The sequence below is a fragment of the Psychrobacillus sp. FSL H8-0483 genome, from assembly GCF_038637725.1.
In the GTDB taxonomy this organism is placed as follows: Bacteria; Bacillota; Bacilli; order Bacillales_A; family Planococcaceae; genus Psychrobacillus.
In genome coordinates this window covers 3,990,275-4,010,054 of record NZ_CP152052.1, presented here as the reverse complement: position 1 = coordinate 4,010,054, position 19,780 = coordinate 3,990,275, and the positions used below count along the sequence as shown (strand labels likewise).

Sequence of the window (19,780 nt, the reverse complement as noted above, 5' to 3'; positions counted from 1 at the left end):
CAGATGACTCAATTAAGATAAAAAATAAGGTGAGAGAAAAGAAAAATATATCTGCTGAAAAAATGTTGCAAGTAGATAATTTACATGTTTCATTTCGCACATATGGCGGGGAAGTAGAAGCGGTTAGAGGAGTTAACTTTGACCTGTACAAAGGAGAAACACTTGCGATAGTTGGAGAGTCTGGATGTGGTAAAAGTGTAACTTCTAATGCAATTATGGGGTTAATTCCAGAGCCAGCTGGGATGATTAAAAATGGAAGTATTTTTTTTAAAGGAAAAGAATTAACTAAAATGTCTAAAGCGCAGATTAGGAAAATTCAAGGTGTCGATATTTCTATGATATTCCAAGATCCAATGACTGCGTTAAATCCAACACTAACAATTGGAGAACAGTTAACGGAGGGACTTCGTACTCATAAAGAAATTGGAAAGCAAGAAGCTAAAAGGAAAGCGATAGAGATGCTGAGTTTGGTAGGAATACCAAATCCCGAGGAGCGATTAAAGCAATTTCCTCATCAATTCTCGGGAGGGATGCGTCAACGTATTGTAATTGCCATTGCTCTTATTTGCGATCCAGAACTATTAATAGCAGATGAGCCCACAACGGCGTTAGATGTCACAATTCAAGCGCAAATTTTAGAGTTGTTTGAAGAAATCCAACGAAAAACGGATATATCCATTATATTAATCACCCATGATTTAGGGGTAGTTGCAAAAATCGCGGATCGAATTGCTGTTATGTATGCTGGGAAAATAGTAGAAATTGGCGATAAACGAGAAATCTTTTATACTCCTGAGCATCCATATACAAAGGGCCTACTAAATTCTGTTCCACGATTAGATTTAGTAGATGAAGAACTGCAACCAATTGATGGAACTCCGCCAGATTTATTCTCCCCACCAACGGGATGCCCATTTACCGCTCGTTGTCAGTACGCAATGGAAGTGTGTGATCATGTTTATCCTTTTACAACAAAAGTATCAGAAACACATGCAGTAGATTGTTGGCTCCAAGATGAAAGGGCTAAAGTATTACAGGTAAAAATCTAAGGCTGGATGAACGCGCGCAAGTGCATTCACATATAGAATATAAAGGGGGATTTAGGATGAAGAAATGGTTATCATTAATCTTTGTAGCATTTTTTGTTCTTGTGTTAAGTGCATGTACAGCTACTAAAGACGCGGGAGAAAAGACAAATACAGAGAAAGAGCCAGAGACAGAAGGGGAAGAAAAAGAAGAGCCAGTTACAAAAGCTGAGAAAGTACTTTACTTAAACAATGGTAATGAACCAACCTCATTTGATCCATCAATAGGATTTGATGCAGTATCTTGGAGTGCATTAAATAACCTTATGGAAGGCTTAGTAAGACTTTCTAAAGATCATGTAGCAGAAGAAGCTACTGCAGAGAAAATAGATATATCAGAAGACGGCTTAACGTATACATTTACGATTCGTGATAATGCAAAATGGTCTAATGGAGATCCCGTGGTAGCGAGTGATTTTGTATATGGTTGGTTGCATATGTTAAATCCAGAAACTGCTTCTCCAGCAGCTTTCCTAGCGTATTTCATTGAAGGAGCCGAAGCATACAATAGCGGAGAAGGTACTGTAGATGCAGTAGCTATTAAAGCGTTAGAAGATAAAGTTTTTGAAGTAAAATTGGCTGCTCCAACCGAGGCATTTTTAAATATTATTACCAACCCAAGCTTTTTCCCAGTCAATGAAAAAGTAGCAACAGCAAATCCTACTTGGTTTACAGAAGCGGAATCTTTCGTAGGAAATGGTCCATTTAAATTAACTGAGTGGAAGCATGATGTAAGTTTTACATTTGCTAAAAACGAAAACTATTGGGACGCTAACACAGTAAAGCTTGATAAAGTACAATGGGCAATGATTAATGACTCCAATACAGAATACCAAATGTATCAAACAGGTGAACTAGATACTTCTGGAGTACCATCTGAACTTGCAGAAAGTTTAATAAATGACCCAGAACTAAAAAATGAAGATCAGGCTGGTTTATATTTCTATCGATTCAACACATCAATGGAACCATTCACGAATAAAAAAATTCGTCAAGCATTTGGTTATGCTGTTAATCAACAGGAAATCGTTGATTTTGTAACGAAAGTCGGGCAAAAACCAGCTGAGGGCTTTGTTCCTTATGGATTTATCGGTCCAGATGGAAAAGAATTTAGAGATACTGCTGGCGTATTAATAAAACATGATGCAGAAAAAGCGAAAGCACTATTAGCAGAAGGTATGAAAGAGGAAGGTTATTCTGAATTACCTGCAGTTACGTTAACATATTCAACAAGCGATTCACATAAGAAAATTGCAGAAGCACTTCAAAGTAAATTTAAAGAAGTTCTAGGTGTTGAGGTAGCATTACAAAATGTAGAGGCAAGTGTTTTTGCTTCGGAACAAAAAGAGTTTAAGTACCAAATGTCGCGTTCCTCTTTCTTATTTGACTATGCTGATCCAGTGAATGCATTAGAAAGCTTTATCACAGGTTCTTCTATGAATCGTACAACTTGGTCTAATGCAGAATTTGATAAATTAATTGCGGATATCAAGAACGAGAAAGATGCAACTAAACGTTGGGAATTATTAATACAAGCAGATAAATTATTAATGGATGAAATGCCTATATTCCCACTATATTATTACAACCAAGTAACACTTGAAAAACCATCTGTTTCAGGAATTGTTAGACATCCAGTTGGATATATGGATTTAAAATGGGCTGATAAAAACTAAAAAAGAAGCGGCACTTGCTAAAGGTGCCGCCCCTTTTCATTATGGTGCTGTTAAACTCCATTTTGTTATTTGGTAGAATCCGCGTGCATTCTGCGCGGGTTCTACCACAAATTATATGCTTAGAGCAACAGCCTAATTGAACATAACCTTCATTATAAAAGGAGGAAAATTACATATGAGAAAACGTCCAAAAAGATTGAGAAAAGGGGACACGATTGGAATTATTGCTCCTGCAAGTCCACCTAACCTCGAACAACTTAAACGCTCTCTATCGTTTTTAGAGGAGTTAGGATTATCTTATCGAATGGGGAAAAGTATAGAAAATGTATATGGTTATCTTGCTGGTACAGATGAAGAACGTTTAGAAGATTTACATGAGATGTTCGCTGACCCGAACATAGCTGGGATTATTTGTGCAGGTGGAGGCTACGGTTCTGGTAGGTATACGGATAAGATAGATTTTCAATTAATGAATGAATGCCCGAAAATTTTCTGGGGCTATTCAGATATTACTTTTTTACATACAGCTATGAATTTATATTCTGATATCATTACTTTCCATGGTCCTATGTTAGCTTCAGATGTAGGAAAAAGCTCGTTTGAAGAGCTATCCAAAAAGATGTTTTTGCAATTGTTTCAACCAATGGAGCTTCACTATACAGAAGCCGTTTCTCCTTTAACACAAGTTTCATCTGGAATTGCAAGAGGTGAGTTGACAGGTGGAAATCTATCACTTCTTGCAAGTGGAATTGGAACCAAATACGAGATAGATACAAAAGGGAAGTTGTTATTAATTGAAGATATCGGAGAAGAGCCATACCGAGTAGATGGGATGCTTAATCAACTACGGCAGGCAGGGAAATTAGATGCAGCAGCTGGTTTTGTAATTGGTGATTTTCTGGACGCTGATCCTAAAAAACGGAAGGTTTCATTATCATTGGAAGAGGTATTTAACCATTACTTAGGGAATCTAGGAAAGCCCGCTGTAAAAGGGTTTAAAATAGGACATTGTCAACCGCATTTTGCCGTTCCACTTGGAGCAGACGCTCAGTTGGACGCAGATAACTTATCGCTTGTTATTTTACCAGGAGTTGAATAAAGGGGGAGATCTGTTGATAATTCAGTCCATTGAAACATTTGATGTCGCTGTACCACTTACAAAGCCTTTTAAAACCGCACTTCGAACGGTTACAACAGCCTATTCTGTTTACGTAAAGCTAACTACAAAGGAAGGCTCTACAGGGTATGGTGAGGCACCTCCTACGCATGTAATTACTGGAGAGTCCATGGCGAGTATTCGGTATGCGATTAATGAAATTATTGCTCCACAGCTTATAGGGCTTGATGTAATGGATAGTGAGCGCGTTTTCCAAAAATTGAATGCTTCTCTTGTTAGAAATACAAGTGCTAAAGCCGCTGTTGACATGGCCATTTATGATTTAATTGCCCGTCAGTCCGGATATCCTTTGTTTCAATATCTTGGCGGATATCGAGATACGCTAGAAACCGATTTTACAGTGAGTGTAAATGACCCAGTTGAAATGGCGGATGATGCGGAACGTTATGTCAAAGACGGGTTTCATGTGCTGAAAGTAAAAGTGGGTATAGGCGATATAAAAGAAGATATTGCCCGTATACAGGCAATTCGAGAACGAATAGGAAATAAACCAAAATTAAGGCTTGATGCCAATCAAGGATGGAATGCTAAAGAAGCTGTACGAGCAATTCGAACGATGGAAGATGCAGGGTTCGAGATTCAATTAGTGGAACAACCCGTTCCTGCTCATGATATCGAAGGGTTAAAATATGTCACAGATTGTACAGATACTCCCATTATGGCAGATGAAAGTGTATTTTCTATCCATGATGCAAAACGAGTTTTAGAGATGCGAGCAGCTGATTTGATAAATATTAAACTGATGAAATCAGGTGGTATTTATAATGCTAAAAAGATAAATACGCTGGCAGAAGCAAATGGGGTTGCTTGCATGGTAGGAAGCATGATTGAAACAAAGCTAGGAATTACTGCGGCAGCTCATTTTGCCGCTAGTCAACCGAATATTCAATTTTACGATTTTGACGCCCCACTCATGCTCGTCAGCGATCCTTTGATTGGTGGGGTCATATATGAAGGAAGTAAGATTACGTTTTCAAAAGAACCTGGTCTTGGCATTTTACGTTTGAAAAGAGTTGGGGGTTAGTAGATGACAACAAAAGCGAATGAATGGGTGTGTTCGGTAAAAGTTGCAACTGTTTGGACAGAACCGACTTCTATGAGAGAGTTGGATGCACCAGGAGTTGCAAACCCAGTACTGTTGGCAGAATGGCTTGAAGCATTGACGTACAATGAACGACTTGCACTATGCAATGAAAATCGTGTACAAACGCAACTCCTTTACGGAGAACCAGTGCTAGTAGAAGAGATAGAAGGAGAATGGGCAAAAATCATTGCTGTGTGGCAACCTTCTAAAAAAGATAGTCGTGGCTATCCTGGGTGGGTACCTTTAGCACAATTAAAAAAGTCGGAGCAATTGAACTCTATTGGGGTTGTACGAGTATCTTCCATAAAAGCACAACTGTGGGACATGAAAGAGAAGCCTCTGTTGATTGTCCCTTTTAATACGACGCTTCCAGTTTTTTCAGAAGAGGCACCATATTTTAAAGTCCAAACACCTCATGGAGATGCATTGTTGTTAAAGAAAGATGCTGACTATGCAGTATCCACGGAGCAGTATCCTAAACTCCTTGCAGAAGAGGCAGTAGCTTTAGGGGAGCTTTACTTAGATTTGCCGTATTTGTGGGGGGGAATGTCTCCGTACGGATACGATTGCTCTGGATTTTCATACAATATGCTGAAGGCTTGTGGATACTTAATTCCGCGCGATGCAAGTGATCAAGCCCGGAGTGGTGAAGAAGTTTCTATTGGCGATCCATCCTCTTGGAAAAAAGGAGATTTACTGTTTTTTGCAAATGATGAGGGAACTGGACCCGTGCGTCATGTGGGGTTTTATTATGGAAACGGGCAATTATTGCACTCCCCCTCTACAGGGAAAACAGTTGAAATTTTAATGTTAGAAGGATCCAAGCTGGAAAAGGAAATCTGCGCAGTAAGAAGATATGCCGTTTAGGGGGGATTTACATGACGGAACAAGTTCTTTTGTCCGTACAAGATTTAAAACGCCATTTTGATCTTGGTCACGGAAAAACATTAAAAGCCGTAGATGGGATTAGTTTTGATATCGTAAAAGGGGAAACATTTGGTCTTGTTGGAGAGTCCGGTTGTGGAAAATCTACTGCAGGACGAACGATTTTAGGATTGTACAATAAAACAGAAGGTAATGTTCTGTTTGAAGAAAAAAATGTACATGAAATGAGCGAGAAAGAACGAAAAGAGTATTTGAAAAAGATGCAAATGATTTTCCAGGACCCATATGCATCACTAAATCCTCGGTCCACGGTGCTTGAAATTATTGCGGAACCAATGGAAGTTCATAAACTGTATAACTCTAAAGAAGAGGTAAAAACGAGAGTGTATAAGTTGTTAGAAGATGTGGGGCTCAATCGAGATCATGCCAATCGTTATCCACATGAATTTTCAGGTGGACAAAGACAGCGTATCGGTATTGCTCGAGCACTAGCTCTAGACCCTGAGTTTATTATTGCAGACGAACCAATTTCAGCACTAGACGTTTCCGTTCAAGCACAAGTAGTAAAATTGCTACAGCGATTACAAAAAGAAAAAGGGCTAACGTATTTGTTTATCGCCCATGATTTATCCATGGTGAAATATATTTCCGATCGCATCGGAGTAATGTATTTGGGACATATGGTGGAGCTAACTACGAGCAATCAGTTATACGATAATCCTTTGCATCCGTATACGCAGGCATTATTATCAGCAATTCCTATTCCAGATCCCGATATAGAGGAATCACGGGAACGAATACTATTGCAAGGTGAGTTGCCTAGTCCGATAAATCCTCCTTCTGGTTGTGTATTTCGAACACGTTGTGCACATGCAATGGATATTTGTGTAGATAAAAAGCCGGAATGGAAAGAACAAGCAGCTGGACATTTTGTTGCGTGTCATTTATATAACTAACTGGAAAAGCCGTCGTGAAGAAGCAAAACTCTTTTATTTAAAGAATAAGGAAGTAGATAAATTTTTATTACATGAACAGGTTGATTTCCGCTACAGGCGGACGCTTCCAGGGGGCAGCTTCCCTTGCTCCTGCGCAAGCTTGTCGCAAAAATTAATTTCGCTGCGCTCAGTCCAGGGTCTTGATTTGCTTGCTAATCCCCTAGGAGTCGCCGCCTTCCGCTCCAATCAATGAACTGGTGTACTTCCTTTCGCTTATCAAGAAAGTGGAAATAGAGAAAAATAGGTAGTATCGTTTAATAAAAAAGGGGAGAGCATCCGAAATTGTATCTTCGGACGCCTTAAAAAAATAAGAAAGTATTTCTTCTTTCATTATCCAAACCAAATGATGCACCATGCTCTTTCACAATCCAAGAGGGAGACGGACAAACATTCGCCATAAGATTACCAAAAAAGAAGGAGCTTGATGTGACCCAGTCACATCAAGCTCCTCTAAAAATCCCAAGGTAATAGTATAGCCAACGTTTCGTCCAAAGCACGCTGGAATTGGCGAAAGACAAGGTGCACTTAAAGGGCAGCACATGCTGCTTTTCTTACTTCTAAGCTTTATAACAAATCCAACCACTGAAAAGCGTAGTAGAGAAAAACTTTGTAATGCGTGTAAAACCTGCTTGTTGAAGTAATTGTTCAACCACATCTTCAGGTACATAAGAAAGGGAAAGGATTTCCTTCTCCATTTCATCAATCTCTTCTATAGAAAGTTTTGTCGTGTCTAGCCAGTAACTTTTTAAGTAGGTAAAGCTCTTCTAATTCCACTGTCATACTGCTTCGCAAGTGTAGCGTTGAATTCCATTTATATTCCCTCCTACCTGCATTTATCGTAAGAATAAAAACCCTGTAATGGAATTTATGAAAAATAATTGAAAAAAATAGAACTTTTCTTAACGATAAACGTATAACTTATAGGGCATTAGGAAAGGCAGAATACGAAATAGCAATGTGGACGACACATTCATTTAGGGAAGGTGATGTAAATGGAAAAGAAGCTAATCGTTAAGCTTCAAAATTTAACAAAAGTAATAGGCAAAAAGAAACTTATTGACGACCTTAGTTTAGATTTATATGCAGGTCAAATAACGGGTTTTCTAGGGCCAAATGGAGCGGGGAAAACAACGACTATTCGAATGATGACAGGACTTATGAAACCAACGTCAGGAGAAGTATTTATCGACGGGCAAGCTATTTCTTCTGATTTTGAGGGATCAATGAGTAAAGTCGGAGTGATAGTAGAAAATCCCGAGATGTATAAGTTTATGAGTGGATATAAAAACTTACTTCATTTTGCTCGAATGAATAAAAGCGTAACGAAAGAGCGAATAGATGAAGTAATTGCCCAAGTGGGTCTGCAAAACAGAATTCATGAAAAGGTATCGAAGTATTCGCTTGGAATGCGTCAACGTTTAGGGCTAGCCCAAGCACTCTTGCATCGACCAAAATTTTTAATACTAGATGAGCCAACGAATGGACTAGACCCAGCAGGTATTAGAGAGTTCCGTATGTACTTACGCAAAATTGCGGAAGAAGAAGGCGTTTCTATTTTTGTATCTAGCCATTTATTAGCAGAAATTGAGTTAATGTGTGATAGAATCGCAGTTATTCAAAATGGAAAACTTATATCTATTAGAGAAGTAAAAGAAGAGGAAGAATCACATTACTACATGGAAGTATCTCCAAAAGAGAAAGCGGAGGCTTTCTTATCTTCCAAAAACATATCTACAGAGGTTTTGGGGAATGGTTTTGTCGTACAGCTTTCATCGGAAGATGTTCCTGTTTTAGTCGGTGAAATGGTAGCAAATAATCTACAATTATTCCAAATTAATCCGCATCGAAAATCGTTGGAAGATCAATTCTTAGAATTAACAGGAGGTGGGCAAATTGCTGAATCTCATAAGAAATGAATGGATGAAATTATGGAGTAAAAAAGCAACTTGGGTAATGGTGGTGTTAATAGCCCTATTAATGATTGGATCAGCTGGTATTTTTAAATGGATTAAGAGCCCTATAGGTGAGAGCCCTACAGATGATTGGAAAATAGCTTCTCAAGAGCAAGTTAAGCTATTAGAATCACAATTAACGGATCCGAATTTGTCTAAAGAGGAGTTGCAGGATTTAAAAGATTCTATAACAGTTGAAAAGCATCGTTTAGAGAAGGATATTGCTCCAATAACCTCAGAGAGTGTTAAAGGATTTATCAATGAAATTCCTGGTATGCTTTCCGTAATTACATTATTCACAGTTGTTGTTGCAGGAGGAATCGTTGCTTCAGAGTTTTCTCAAGGGACTATTAAAATGTTATTAACACGACCTGTGAGTAGGGGGAAGATTTTGACTTCGAAGTTGTTGACGGTCGGATTATATGCTGTTTTCATGGCTTCAATTAGTTTATTGGTAGGAATAATTGCTGCATATATTTTCTTTGATTCGTCACCTGGAACAAGTTTAGAAGTGGTGAACGGAAAAGTGGTAGAGGTTTCATTTTGGGTAAGACTACTACTTCTAATGGGACTTTCTCTAGTAAACGTGTTAGTTATTGGGATGTTGGCTTTTATGGTTGGATCTGTATTCCGTTCTAGTTCACTTGCAATAGGAATTTCTATATTTCTTATGTTCGCAGGGGTAAATATTACGTATATGCTAGCATTCAAATTCGAACTGGCTAAGTATATTTTATTTGCTAACACTAATTTGACGCAATATATAGGGAATGGGCAACCGTTGATTGATGGGATGACGATGTCGTTTTCAATCGCAGTGGTTTCTGTCTACATGCTTGTATTTTTAGTAATTAGTTATTGGTCGTTTATAAAACGCGATGTAGCAGCGTAAATTTTTGTTGACTAGATTTTATTATTGTTGTATTCTGAAAATAACTTAAGGAAAGGAGTGAGGCATTATGGCTATTGTAAATACTAATCAACGAATCAGTAAGTTCATGATGTCCCACTCCGTTTGTCTCTAATTGTAGAACGAATATGCATTTCATTTGCTTGTAACAGACAAACAAATGTATTTCGCTACACTTTTTGAGATGCTTCTTTACTAATGACCGGGAAACCATGATTGCTGATTCGTGCAGTCATGGTTTTTTTATATGGAAATTAGGAGGAAGTTAAATTGAATTTAATCGAACAATATGGTTGGAATAATAAATGGGAAGAAAAAATGTTGAGTAAAGGGATCGCAGGTCGCGTATTACTTGAGCATAAAAATTTGTATCGTGTCATGACTAACGAAGGGGAATGGTTATGCTCTCTATCAGGGAAATTCAAGTTTGACCATGGCCGCGAAGCATTTCCGGCAGTTGGAGATTGGGTTGTCCTCGAACAAATGCCGGGGGAAGAAAAAGGAATCATTCAAGACGTGCTTCCACGTAGTTCACAGTTTTCCAGAAAAGCTGCTGGCTTAACAACGGAAATTCAGTTAATCGCAGTTAATGTTGATTATGTATTTCTTGTTATGTCTCTTAATCACGACTTTAATTTACGTAGATTAGAGCGATATTTATTAGCCGCATGGGATTCGGGTGCAACACCAGTTGTTGTTTTGACGAAAAAAGACGCATGTGATGATTTGGCATTTTATATAAATGAAGTAGAATCAATCGCTTTTGGTGTAGATGTATTTGCAGTGAGTAGTGTAACAGGTGAAGGAATCGATAGCCTTGCAAATCTTTTATCTGGCAGTAAAACAGGTGCTCTTCTAGGATCTTCTGGAGTTGGCAAGTCCTCTTTAATTAATGCTTTGTCTGGTGAAGAAGTAATGGTAGTAAACAATATTCGAGAAGATGATAGCAAAGGGCGTCATACCACAACGCATAGAGAACTTACTTTATTGCCGGAGGGTGGTTTATTAATTGATACCCCGGGAATGAGAGAATTCCAACTTTGGGATACAAGTGATGGGATTAGCGCAAGCTTCCAAGATATTGAAGAACTTGCGGATGGATGTCGCTTCCGAGATTGCAAACATGAAAAAGAGCCGGGATGCGCAATTCAAGAAGCTATTTATACAGGTGCATTGAAACAAGAGCGTTATAAAAGTTATGTGAAGTTGATGAGAGAGCTTGCACATATTGAACGAAAAAATGATCTAGTTGCCAAAAAAGCAGAAGTGAATAAGTGGAAACAACTAACGAAAATACACAGGAAGAAAAAATAAATGTATTAATATACAAATGAAAAAGTTTTTGGAATATAAGTTGGAATATTGATACACCCTTAAACTACTAACTGTTCTGGTTAGTAGTTTTTTTGTGCCTTCCTAAGAAAATCATATCAATTGCACATGGATTATTTTCTCGATATAATATAGTCAAAGTTAGTCAAAGTCAGTTTGCTAAAGAGGTGAGAAGATGAAAAATATATCTGACATTATTGAAGGTTATTTGAAGTCGATTATCGAAGAAGAGAGTAAGGGGCAAATTGAAATTAAAAGAAGTGAAATTGCTGAAAAATTTCAATGTGTTCCATCTCAAATAAACTATGTTATCAACACACGGTTTACCCAAGATCGCGGTTACTTAGTGGAAAGTAAACGTGGTGGTGGTGGATATATTCGAATCCTCCGCGTTCGGGCGCATACGAAAGCAGAATTGATTGAGCATATAATACAAAGACTAGAAAATGGTGCAGCTGAATCAGTTACGGAAGACATTGTGTTCCGACTGCTAGAGGAAGAAGTGATTACAACAAGAGAAGCGAAGCTCATTTTAGCGGCGCTTAATCGAACAACACTTGCTATTCCACTACCAGCAAGGGATGAAATACGTGCGCGTATATTATGTGCCATGCTATTAACATTAAAATATCAAAAAAGTTAAAAATGAGCGGGGTGTGTTGAAAAGTGATTTGTGAAAATTGTAAGCAGAGACCGGCAAAAGTGACGGTTACACAAGTGCATAACGGTGAACACTTTGAACGACATTATTGTGAGGTCTGTGCAAATAGTCTCCACCCGTTTTATGTAGAGTATAAACAAGATCCGTTATCTCTTCATCAACTCCTATCCAATTGGTTTAACCATGCAGATCAGCAGCCAATGCAGCAAAGGCAAAAAAAGCCTCCATTAGAGTGTGAAGAATGCGGTTGGTCCATACAACGTTTTTTAGATGAAGGGAAATTCGGCTGTGCTTCTTGTTACGATAGTTTTCGACAACAACTACCGAATGTATTTAAACGTTTGCATAATGGAAATACAACCCATATTGGGAAAGCGCCGGGGGCAATTGGTGAAAAGATAGCATTGAAAAAACGCATTGAAGCCATTCGTTCTCAAATGAAAGAGGCTGTTGAAACCGAACAATTTGAGGATGCTGCAAGACTAAGGGATGAAGCAAGGGATCTTGAAAGTCAGCTTGTCACGGGAGGTGACGAAACGAATGTCGATTGAACGCTTTTTAGATAATTCTATTTCTAGTTGGATGGTTGGAAATGGAGAGCATTCAGATATAGTCATGAGTACAAGAATTCGATTAGCTAGAAATTTAAATGGGTATCGATTCCCACTTGCATTTACAGAAGATGAGGCGCATAAAATTGACCAATCCGTTTCCGCTACACTTGTGGATGCCGATGAAGAATTACAAATGAACTTTTCTTCTATACAAATTAAAGATGTGTCGGAACTAAATCGACAAGTGCTAGTGGAAAAGCATTTAATTAGTCCAAAGCTTGCTAACTCGCCGATGACTGGATCTGTTTTATTATCCGAAGATGAATCTGTAAGTGTAATGGTAAATGAGGAAGATCATATTCGTATTCAATGCCTTTTCCCTGGTCTTCAAATTCAACAAGCATATGCGCAAGCTGACACAATAGATCGATTATTAGAAAAGGAATTACCATATGCCTTTGATGAGCAATTCGGGTATTTAACGAGTTGTCCGACAAACACCGGAACCGGCTTACGTGCATCCGTTATGATGCATTTACCGGCATTAACTAAGACAAAGCAAATCAACCGAATTGTAACAATCATTTCTAGATTAGGGATGGTTGTAAGAGGGATATATGGGGAAGGTAGTGAAGCGCTCGGAAATGTATACCAAGTGTCTAATCAAACGACACTTGGTAAGACAGAAGAAGACATACTTGCCGATCTTCAAAGTATTACAGAACAAATTATCCAAAAAGAAAGAGAAGCGCGAGATGCACTCTTAAAGCACTCAGCCAATACACTAGAGGATCGGTTGTATCGATCTTTAGGGACGTTGTCATATGCTCGTATAATGACAACCGAAGAGGCTGCTAGATGCTTGTCGGATGTTCGTTTAGGTATAGACATGGGACTCATTAAAGATGTAGATGTGACCATTTTGAACGAATGCATGGTGTTTATGCAACCAGGGTTTCTGCAAATGTATGCTGGAACGACGTTAAATACTTCGGAACGAGATATGTTTCGAGCGAAGTTGTTAAGGGAACGGTTGCAAAAGGGAGAAAAACCGAAAACAAAAGGAGAGGGTATTGCATGATGTTTAATCGATTCACACAAAGATCACAAAAAGTATTACAACTAGCACAAGAAGAAGCTATACGTTTAAAGCACGAATCAATTGGTACAGAACATATATTACTAGGGTTAATTCGTGAAGGTAGCGGTATTGCAGCGAAAGCTTTAGAAGCAATTGAAGTAGATCCGAAAGTGATTGAAACAGGAATCGAGGAGTTAGTAGGAACTGGGGCAGAAGAAGTTGGTCCAATCGTTCACTACACTCCTCGAGCGAAAAAGGTAATTGAACTCTCTGTAGATGAGTCTCGAAAACTAGGGCATTCTTACATTGGTACAGAGCATCTATTACTAGCTCTAATCCGAGAAGGTGAAGGTGTGGCTGCTAGAGTTTTGAATAATGCAGGTGTTAGCTTAAACAAAGCGCGTCAGCAAGTACTTCAATTACTTGGAAGCACAGATCAATCTCACAGTAATGGTAACAACAGTGCTGCTCCTGCAAGCACTCCGACTTTAGATGGTTTAGCACGTGATTTAACACAAATTGCAAGAGAAGGTACACTTGATCCAGTCATAGGTCGTAGCAAGGAGATTACCCGTGTTATTGAAATTTTGGCACGTCGCACAAAAAATAATCCTGTTTTAATCGGAGAACCTGGTGTTGGTAAAACCGCAATTGCGGAAGGACTTGCACAGCAAATTGTACAAAACGAAGTACCAGAAATTTTGCGTGATAAACGTGTTATGACACTTGATATGGGGACAGTTGTTGCTGGAACGAAATATCGTGGAGAATTTGAGGATCGTTTGAAAAAAGTAATGGATGAAATTCGTCAAGCTGGAAATGTTATTTTATTCATTGATGAACTTCATACACTTATTGGAGCAGGCGGAGCAGAAGGAGCAATTGATGCTTCCAATATTTTAAAACCTGCGTTAGCACGTGGAGAAATTCAATGTATCGGTGCGACAACATTAGATGAGTATCGTAAATATATCGAAAAGGATGCTGCACTTGAACGTCGATTCCAACCAATTCAAGTGGATGAACCATCTGTAGATGAGGCTATTCAAATTATTTACGGCTTACGTGATCGCTACGAAGCACATCACCGTGTGAAAATTACAGATGAAGCGGTAGAAGCTGCTGTTAAAATGTCCAATCGTTATATTTCGGATCGCTTCTTACCAGATAAAGCGATCGATTTAATTGATGAAGCTGGATCAAAGGTTCGACTACGCTCTTACACAACGCCACCAAATTTAAAAGAATTAGAAGCGAAATTAGAAGCGGTCCGTTCGGAGAAAAATGCTGCTGTTCAAAGTCAGGAATTTGAAAAAGCTGCATCTTTCCGTGACAAAGAGCAAAAGCTTAAAGAAGAGCTAGAAAAAATGAAAAACAATTGGAAAGAAAAACAAGGAAAAGAAGAATCAGAAGTAACAGTTGAAGATATTGCCTCTGTTGTTTCTATGTGGACTGGAGTGCCGGTCTCTAGACTTGCTCAAACAGAATCTGAGAAGTTATTGAAGTTAGAAGACAAATTACATGAAAGAGTAATTGGTCAAAAAGAGGCTGTAGATGCGATTTCCCGTGCAATTCGTCGCGCACGTGCCGGTCTAAAAGATCCTAAGCGTCCAATTGGCTCATTTATTTTCTTAGGACCTACTGGTGTTGGTAAAACGGAACTTGCTCGTGCATTAGCAGAAGTTATGTTTGGTGACGAAGATGCAATGATTCGTGTAGATATGTCCGAGTACATGGAAAAACATTCAACTTCACGTCTTGTGGGCTCTCCCCCAGGATACGTTGGATTTGAGGATGGTGGACAATTAACGGAAAAAGTGCGTCGTAAACCTTACTCTGTTATCCTGCTGGATGAAATTGAAAAAGCGCATCCAGATGTGTTTAATATTCTTCTTCAAGTATTAGAGGATGGCCGACTAACAGATTCTAAAGGACGTACAGTCGATTTCCGTAATACAGTTGTCATCATGACATCCAATGTAGGAGCAGATGCGCTTAAATTCAATAAATATGTTGGATTTAATCTACAAGAGGGTGGGAAAACAGATTACAAAGATATGAAAGGTAAAATGCTAGAAGAATTGAAAAAAGCATTCCGCCCAGAATTCTTAAACCGTTTAGATGAGATGATTGTGTTCCATTCTCTAGAAAGAGAGCATTTAAAAGAAATCGTTACTCTTATGATTGAGCAGTTAGCTAAACGCCTGAAAGAGCAAGGCATAGATTTGGAGCTAACAGAAGCGGCTCAAGAAAAAATTACAACGGAAGGATACGATCCTGTGTATGGTGCACGTCCGTTACGTCGAGCATTGCAAAAACATGTAGAAGATCGTCTTTCTGAAGAATTATTAAAAGGTGAAGTACTAAATGGTCAGCACGTCGTATTTGATGTAGAAAACGATGAATTCGTTGTTCGTACAACGGCTGCAGTGACAGAAAACTAATATAGCGGGCATTCCGAACTTTACATGCGGAATGCCCTTTTTATACATAGGAGGATGAAATGGCGAAGAAGAAAACGAAATTTATGTGTAATTCATGTGGATACGAGGCAGCTAAATGGATGGGAAGATGTCCAGGGTGCGGTGATTGGAATACGATGGTAGAAGAGACGGAGATCGTGTCAAAAGGACCAAAACGATCATTTCAGCATTCTACAGGAGTAGCACAGAAGGCAACGCCAATAACGGCGATTGAATCAGTAGATGCGCCGCGAGTAGCAACAGATCTTGTTGAGTTAAATCGTGTACTCGGTGGAGGAATTGTACCGGGGTCACTTGTTCTAATAGGTGGAGATCCGGGTATAGGAAAGTCGACTTTACTATTACAGGTTTCGGCGTTACTTGCAAACAAAGGTGAACGTGTTTTATACATTTCCGGTGAAGAATCGATTAGACAAACGAAGCTTCGTGCGGAGCGCTTAGGTGTTATTTCGTCTGAGCTTTATATTTATGCAGAAACAAATCTTGAATTAATTAATGAGACAATTGAGAGTGTGGAGCCGCGATTTGTCATTGTTGACTCAATCCAAACAGTACATCACCCAGAAGTGACGAGTGCACCAGGAAGTGTCTCTCAAGTTCGTGAAAGTACAGCTGAACTAATGCGTATTGCTAAAACGAAGAACATTGCAATCTTTTTAGTGGGACACGTAACTAAAGAGGGGCAAATTGCTGGGCCTCGTATATTAGAGCATATGGTTGATACTGTTCTATATTTTGAAGGGGAGCGACACCATACTTATAGAATTTTACGTTCACAAAAAAATAGATTTGGGTCTACAAATGAAATTGCTATATTTGAAATGGTTCAGCAAGGACTAAAGGAAGTATTAAATCCTTCTGAATTATTTTTGCAGGAACGGTCACATGGATCTGCAGGTTCGGCTATTGTTGCTTCTATGGAGGGGACTAGGCCAATTTTAGTGGAAATCCAAGCACTCGTGACACAATCTAGTTTTAATTATCCTAAACGGATGGCTACCGGAATCGATCAAAATCGCGTATCTTTACTGATGGCAGTGTTGGAAAAACGTATGGGATTATTACTTCAAACGCAAGATGCTTATATAAAAGTTGCTGGTGGAGTCAAACTAGATGAACCTGCAATCGATTTAGCCGTCCTAGTAAGTATCGTTTCTAGTTTTCGAGATACAGGAGTAACGCCTACAGATTGTTTTATTGGAGAAATAGGGTTAACGGGAGAAGTGAGAAGAGTATCCAGAATCGAACAACGTGTACAAGAAGCAGCGAAATTAGGGTTTAAAAGAGCAATTGTTCCAGCTTCAAATATGGGCGGCTGGGATTATCCAAAAGGAATTCAAGTCGTGGGCATAGAATCAGTAAATGAAGCAATGAAAGAGGCTTTTTCCTAACAGGGAGCTGATGGGGCCCCCTATCAACATAATAGACTTAATATGGAATTTGGAAGTATAATGAATTTTAGACGGAGGTGGAATATTTTGATGAAATGGATTATTCAAATTGCGTTTGTTTTAATAGGTGGTACATTGGGATTATTATTCTTACCGGCCTTATACGAATTCATTAATTTATCTGAAATCCCTTGGATGAACAATCCATATGTATCAGTTGTAATTGGGGCAATTTTACTTTATGTTGCAGCATTATTTTTAACAGATTACTTGATGAATTTTATCAAATGGATGGAAGAGCGTCTTTTAAAAGCGCCAATTGGTGACTTGCTTTTTGGAACGCTTGGACTTGTCATTGGATTAATCGTTGCATTTTTACTTGGATCAGCGGTAAATAGTATTGAAATTCCTGTTGTACGCTCTGTTATCCCGGTACTTTTATCTATTATTCTTGGTTATTTAGGTTTCCAAGTAGGATTTAAAAAAAGGGACGAGTTACTTCATGTATTTACACCTTCAAAACAACAAACGAATAAGAAAAAAACAATCGATGAAGATGAAAAAGGCTTAACAATGGGCACTTATAAATTACTGGATACAAGTGTAATTATTGATGGCCGTATTTCAGATATTTCGGAAACAGGATTTATAGAAGGTGTATTGGTAGTACCTCAGTTTGTACTTACGGAATTACAGCATATTGCGGATTCCTCAGATACACTTAAACGAACAAGAGGACGCCGTGGTTTAGATGTATTAAAAAAATTACAGACAGAGCGAGCTTCAGCGGTGTTAATCGTGGAAGAGGATTTTGAAGATATTCAAGAAGTAGATTTAAAACTTGTACGATTAGCTAAGAATATGAATGGGATTGTAGTTACAAACGACTTTAATCTAAATAAAGTATGTGATTTGCACAAAGTACGTGTTCTCAATATTAATGACTTGGCGAATGCAGTAAAGCCTGTAGTTATTCCCGGGGAAATAATGCATGTCGTGGTTATTAAAGATGGGAAAGAATATAATCAAGGTGTTGCTTACTTAGATGATGGTACGATGATTGTTGTAGAAGGCGGTAAATCATATATGGGACAAGCAATCAATGTAGAAGTGACTAGTGTATTGCAAACTTCTGCGGGTCGTATGATTTTTGCAAAACCACAAGAATCGAAATAAGGAAGAAGGGTTGTTTCCTAAGGTAATGTAGGAATACGCCCTTTTTCTATGTGATGTAGGAGGAAACGAAGTGAAATATACAGTGTTATTACCTGCTGCAGGTAGCGGGAAACGGATGGGGGCTGGACAGAACAAGCTCTTTATTCAATTAAAGGGTATCCCTGTTTTAATTCATACTTTACGCGTATTTGAGCAAGATCCTAGATGTGCCGAAATTGTATTAGCAGTGAAAAAAGAGGAACAAGATTTTATTGAAAACTTGCTTAAAGAATATCGTATTACTAAAGTTGCTGCCATTACAGAAGGTGGAGCAGAACGGCAGCATAGCGTGTATGCATGCTTAAAGGCTTCTCTATCTAAAGGGATTGTACTTGTGCATGATGCTGCAAGACCCTTTATTAAACAAGAAGTAATTCATCAGCTTGTGCAAACGGCGGAGAAATTTGGAGCTGCGGTGGCTGCAGTAAGAGCGAAGGATACGATGAAAAAAGTGGAAGATGGTATAATTCAAGAAACAGTCGATCGAGAAAGCCTTTGGATTATCCAAACACCCCAAGCATTTCAGTATGATTTGCTAGAAAAAGCGGAAAGACTAGCAGAAGAAGAACTTTTCTTAGGTACCGATGAAGCAATGCTTGTGGAAAGATTAGGTGAGCAAGTTCGTATTGTGGAAAGTACATATGATAATGTGAAAATGACAACAAAGGAAGATCTTCTATTTGGAGAGATACTATTAAATAAACGTGAACAGGAGGAACGATAAAATGATGCGAATTGGGCAAGGTTTTGATGTACATGAATTTGCGGATAATCGACCGTTAATTATAGGAGGAATTACGATTCCTTATGAAAGAGGACTTATTGGGCATTCAGATGCAGATGTGTTACTTCATACAATTACAGACGCGGCTCTGGGGGCGATTGGAGAAGGGGATATAGGGAGACACTTTCCGGATACAGATCCTGATTTTAAAGATGCAGATTCAGCGAAGTTATTGGAGCATATTTGGAAACTGGTAGATGCTCGTGGATATAAATTAGGAAACATAGATTGTACAATTATTGCACAAAAGCCCAAAATGGCTCCTTACATTGAAACAATTCGTACGCGCGTTGCCGAACTACTTCAAGCCGATGTATCGCAAGTGAATGTAAAAGCAACTACAACAGAAAAGTTAGGATTTACCGGTCGTGAAGAAGGAATTGCTTCTATGGCAACGATTCTTCTACTGAAAAAAGACTAACTTTAAAAAACACAGTAGCAGTGGTAAAATAAATAAAGTTTATCCCACATTATTGGACGGTGGCCATCCATTAGTGGGTAGTAATAACAATTAA

The 19,780-nt window shown here is 38.7% G+C and carries 18 protein-coding genes; 17 read left to right on the top strand and 1 reads right to left on the bottom strand.

The window, feature by feature from the left end; all coding sequences use genetic code 11:
• The first annotated feature begins 62 nt into the window (after positions 1–62).
• The 6 genes from MHB48_RS19710 to MHB48_RS19685 all read left to right on the top strand — a co-directional run bounded on the left by MHB48_RS19710 (position 63) and on the right by MHB48_RS19685 (position 6,863).
• Positions 63–1,049 carry an ABC transporter ATP-binding protein gene (locus MHB48_RS19710; protein ID WP_342601433.1) on the top strand — a complete coding sequence of 329 codons (987 nt, stop codon included), beginning with the start codon at positions 63–65 and terminating at the stop codon, positions 1,047–1,049.
• Positions 1,050–1,105: 56 nt separating this feature from the next.
• Entirely contained in the window at positions 1,106–2,761 is a 1,656-nt protein-coding gene (locus tag MHB48_RS19705; RefSeq protein WP_342599495.1) for a peptide ABC transporter substrate-binding protein, read from the top strand.
• A gap of 175 nt (positions 2,762–2,936) precedes the next feature.
• A complete protein-coding gene (locus tag MHB48_RS19700; RefSeq protein ID WP_342599494.1) occupies positions 2,937–3,860 on the top strand; it encodes an LD-carboxypeptidase in 924 nt (307 codons plus the stop codon).
• A gap of 13 nt (positions 3,861–3,873) precedes the next feature.
• On the top strand, positions 3,874–4,962 hold the full coding sequence (locus tag MHB48_RS19695) for a dipeptide epimerase (RefSeq protein WP_342599493.1): 1,089 nt from the start codon (positions 3,874–3,876) through the stop codon (positions 4,960–4,962).
• Between the two features lie 3 nt (positions 4,963–4,965).
• Positions 4,966–5,889, top strand: a complete 924-nt coding sequence (locus tag MHB48_RS19690; protein ID WP_342599492.1) for a C40 family peptidase — start codon at positions 4,966–4,968, stop codon at positions 5,887–5,889.
• Between the two features lie 11 nt (positions 5,890–5,900).
• Positions 5,901–6,863 carry an oligopeptide/dipeptide ABC transporter ATP-binding protein gene (locus MHB48_RS19685; protein WP_342599491.1) on the top strand — a complete coding sequence of 321 codons (963 nt, stop codon included), beginning with the start codon at positions 5,901–5,903 and terminating at the stop codon, positions 6,861–6,863.
• A gap of 596 nt (positions 6,864–7,459) precedes the next feature.
• Here the strand turns inward: MHB48_RS19685 and MHB48_RS19680 are convergent.
• A complete protein-coding gene (locus tag MHB48_RS19680) occupies positions 7,460–7,597 on the bottom strand; it encodes a hypothetical protein (protein WP_342599490.1) in 138 nt (45 codons plus the stop codon).
• Between the two features lie 297 nt (positions 7,598–7,894).
• On the opposite strand from MHB48_RS19680, the gene MHB48_RS19675 reads away from it, so the two are divergent.
• From MHB48_RS19675 to ispF, 11 genes are all read left to right on the top strand, one after another.
• Positions 7,895–8,818 carry an ABC transporter ATP-binding protein gene (locus tag MHB48_RS19675; RefSeq protein ID WP_342599489.1) on the top strand — a complete coding sequence of 308 codons (924 nt, stop codon included), beginning with the start codon at positions 7,895–7,897 and terminating at the stop codon, positions 8,816–8,818.
• A complete protein-coding gene (locus MHB48_RS19670; protein WP_342599488.1) occupies positions 8,796–9,746 on the top strand; it encodes an ABC transporter permease in 951 nt (316 codons plus the stop codon). Before MHB48_RS19675 ends, MHB48_RS19670 begins: the two co-directional genes overlap by 23 nt.
• Before the next feature lie 288 nt (positions 9,747–10,034).
• Positions 10,035–11,078: a ribosome small subunit-dependent GTPase A gene (rsgA, locus tag MHB48_RS19665; protein WP_342599487.1), complete on the top strand. Its 1,044-nt coding sequence runs from the start codon at positions 10,035–10,037 to the stop codon at positions 11,076–11,078.
• Between the two features lie 193 nt (positions 11,079–11,271).
• Positions 11,272–11,739, top strand: a complete 468-nt coding sequence (locus tag MHB48_RS19660) for a CtsR family transcriptional regulator (RefSeq protein ID WP_340924707.1) — start codon at positions 11,272–11,274, stop codon at positions 11,737–11,739.
• Positions 11,740–11,762: 23 nt separating this feature from the next.
• Complete coding sequence (locus tag MHB48_RS19655) at positions 11,763–12,308, top strand: UvrB/UvrC motif-containing protein (RefSeq protein ID WP_340924704.1); 546 nt, start codon at positions 11,763–11,765, stop codon at positions 12,306–12,308.
• The gene (locus tag MHB48_RS19650) at positions 12,298–13,392 is read left to right on the top strand and encodes a protein arginine kinase (RefSeq protein WP_340924701.1); all 1,095 of its coding nucleotides are present in this window, start codon (positions 12,298–12,300) and stop codon (positions 13,390–13,392) included. The genes MHB48_RS19655 and MHB48_RS19650 overlap by 11 nt, the downstream gene beginning before the upstream one ends.
• Positions 13,389–15,836: an ATP-dependent Clp protease ATP-binding subunit gene (locus MHB48_RS19645; RefSeq protein WP_342599486.1), complete on the top strand. Its 2,448-nt coding sequence runs from the start codon at positions 13,389–13,391 to the stop codon at positions 15,834–15,836. Before MHB48_RS19650 ends, MHB48_RS19645 begins: the two co-directional genes overlap by 4 nt.
• Positions 15,837–15,895: 59 nt before the next feature.
• Positions 15,896–17,266: a DNA repair protein RadA gene (gene radA / locus MHB48_RS19640; protein ID WP_342599485.1), complete on the top strand. Its 1,371-nt coding sequence runs from the start codon at positions 15,896–15,898 to the stop codon at positions 17,264–17,266.
• 87 nt (positions 17,267–17,353) lie between these two features.
• A complete protein-coding gene (locus MHB48_RS19635; protein ID WP_340924694.1) occupies positions 17,354–18,442 on the top strand; it encodes a PIN/TRAM domain-containing protein in 1,089 nt (362 codons plus the stop codon).
• A 70-nt stretch (positions 18,443–18,512) separates the two neighbouring features.
• Complete coding sequence (gene ispD / locus MHB48_RS19630; protein WP_342599484.1) at positions 18,513–19,205, top strand: 2-C-methyl-D-erythritol 4-phosphate cytidylyltransferase; 693 nt, start codon at positions 18,513–18,515, stop codon at positions 19,203–19,205.
• Between the two features lies 1 nt (position 19,206).
• Complete coding sequence (gene ispF, locus MHB48_RS19625; RefSeq protein ID WP_342599483.1) at positions 19,207–19,686, top strand: 2-C-methyl-D-erythritol 2,4-cyclodiphosphate synthase; 480 nt, start codon at positions 19,207–19,209, stop codon at positions 19,684–19,686.
• Positions 19,687–19,780 lie beyond the last annotated feature (94 nt).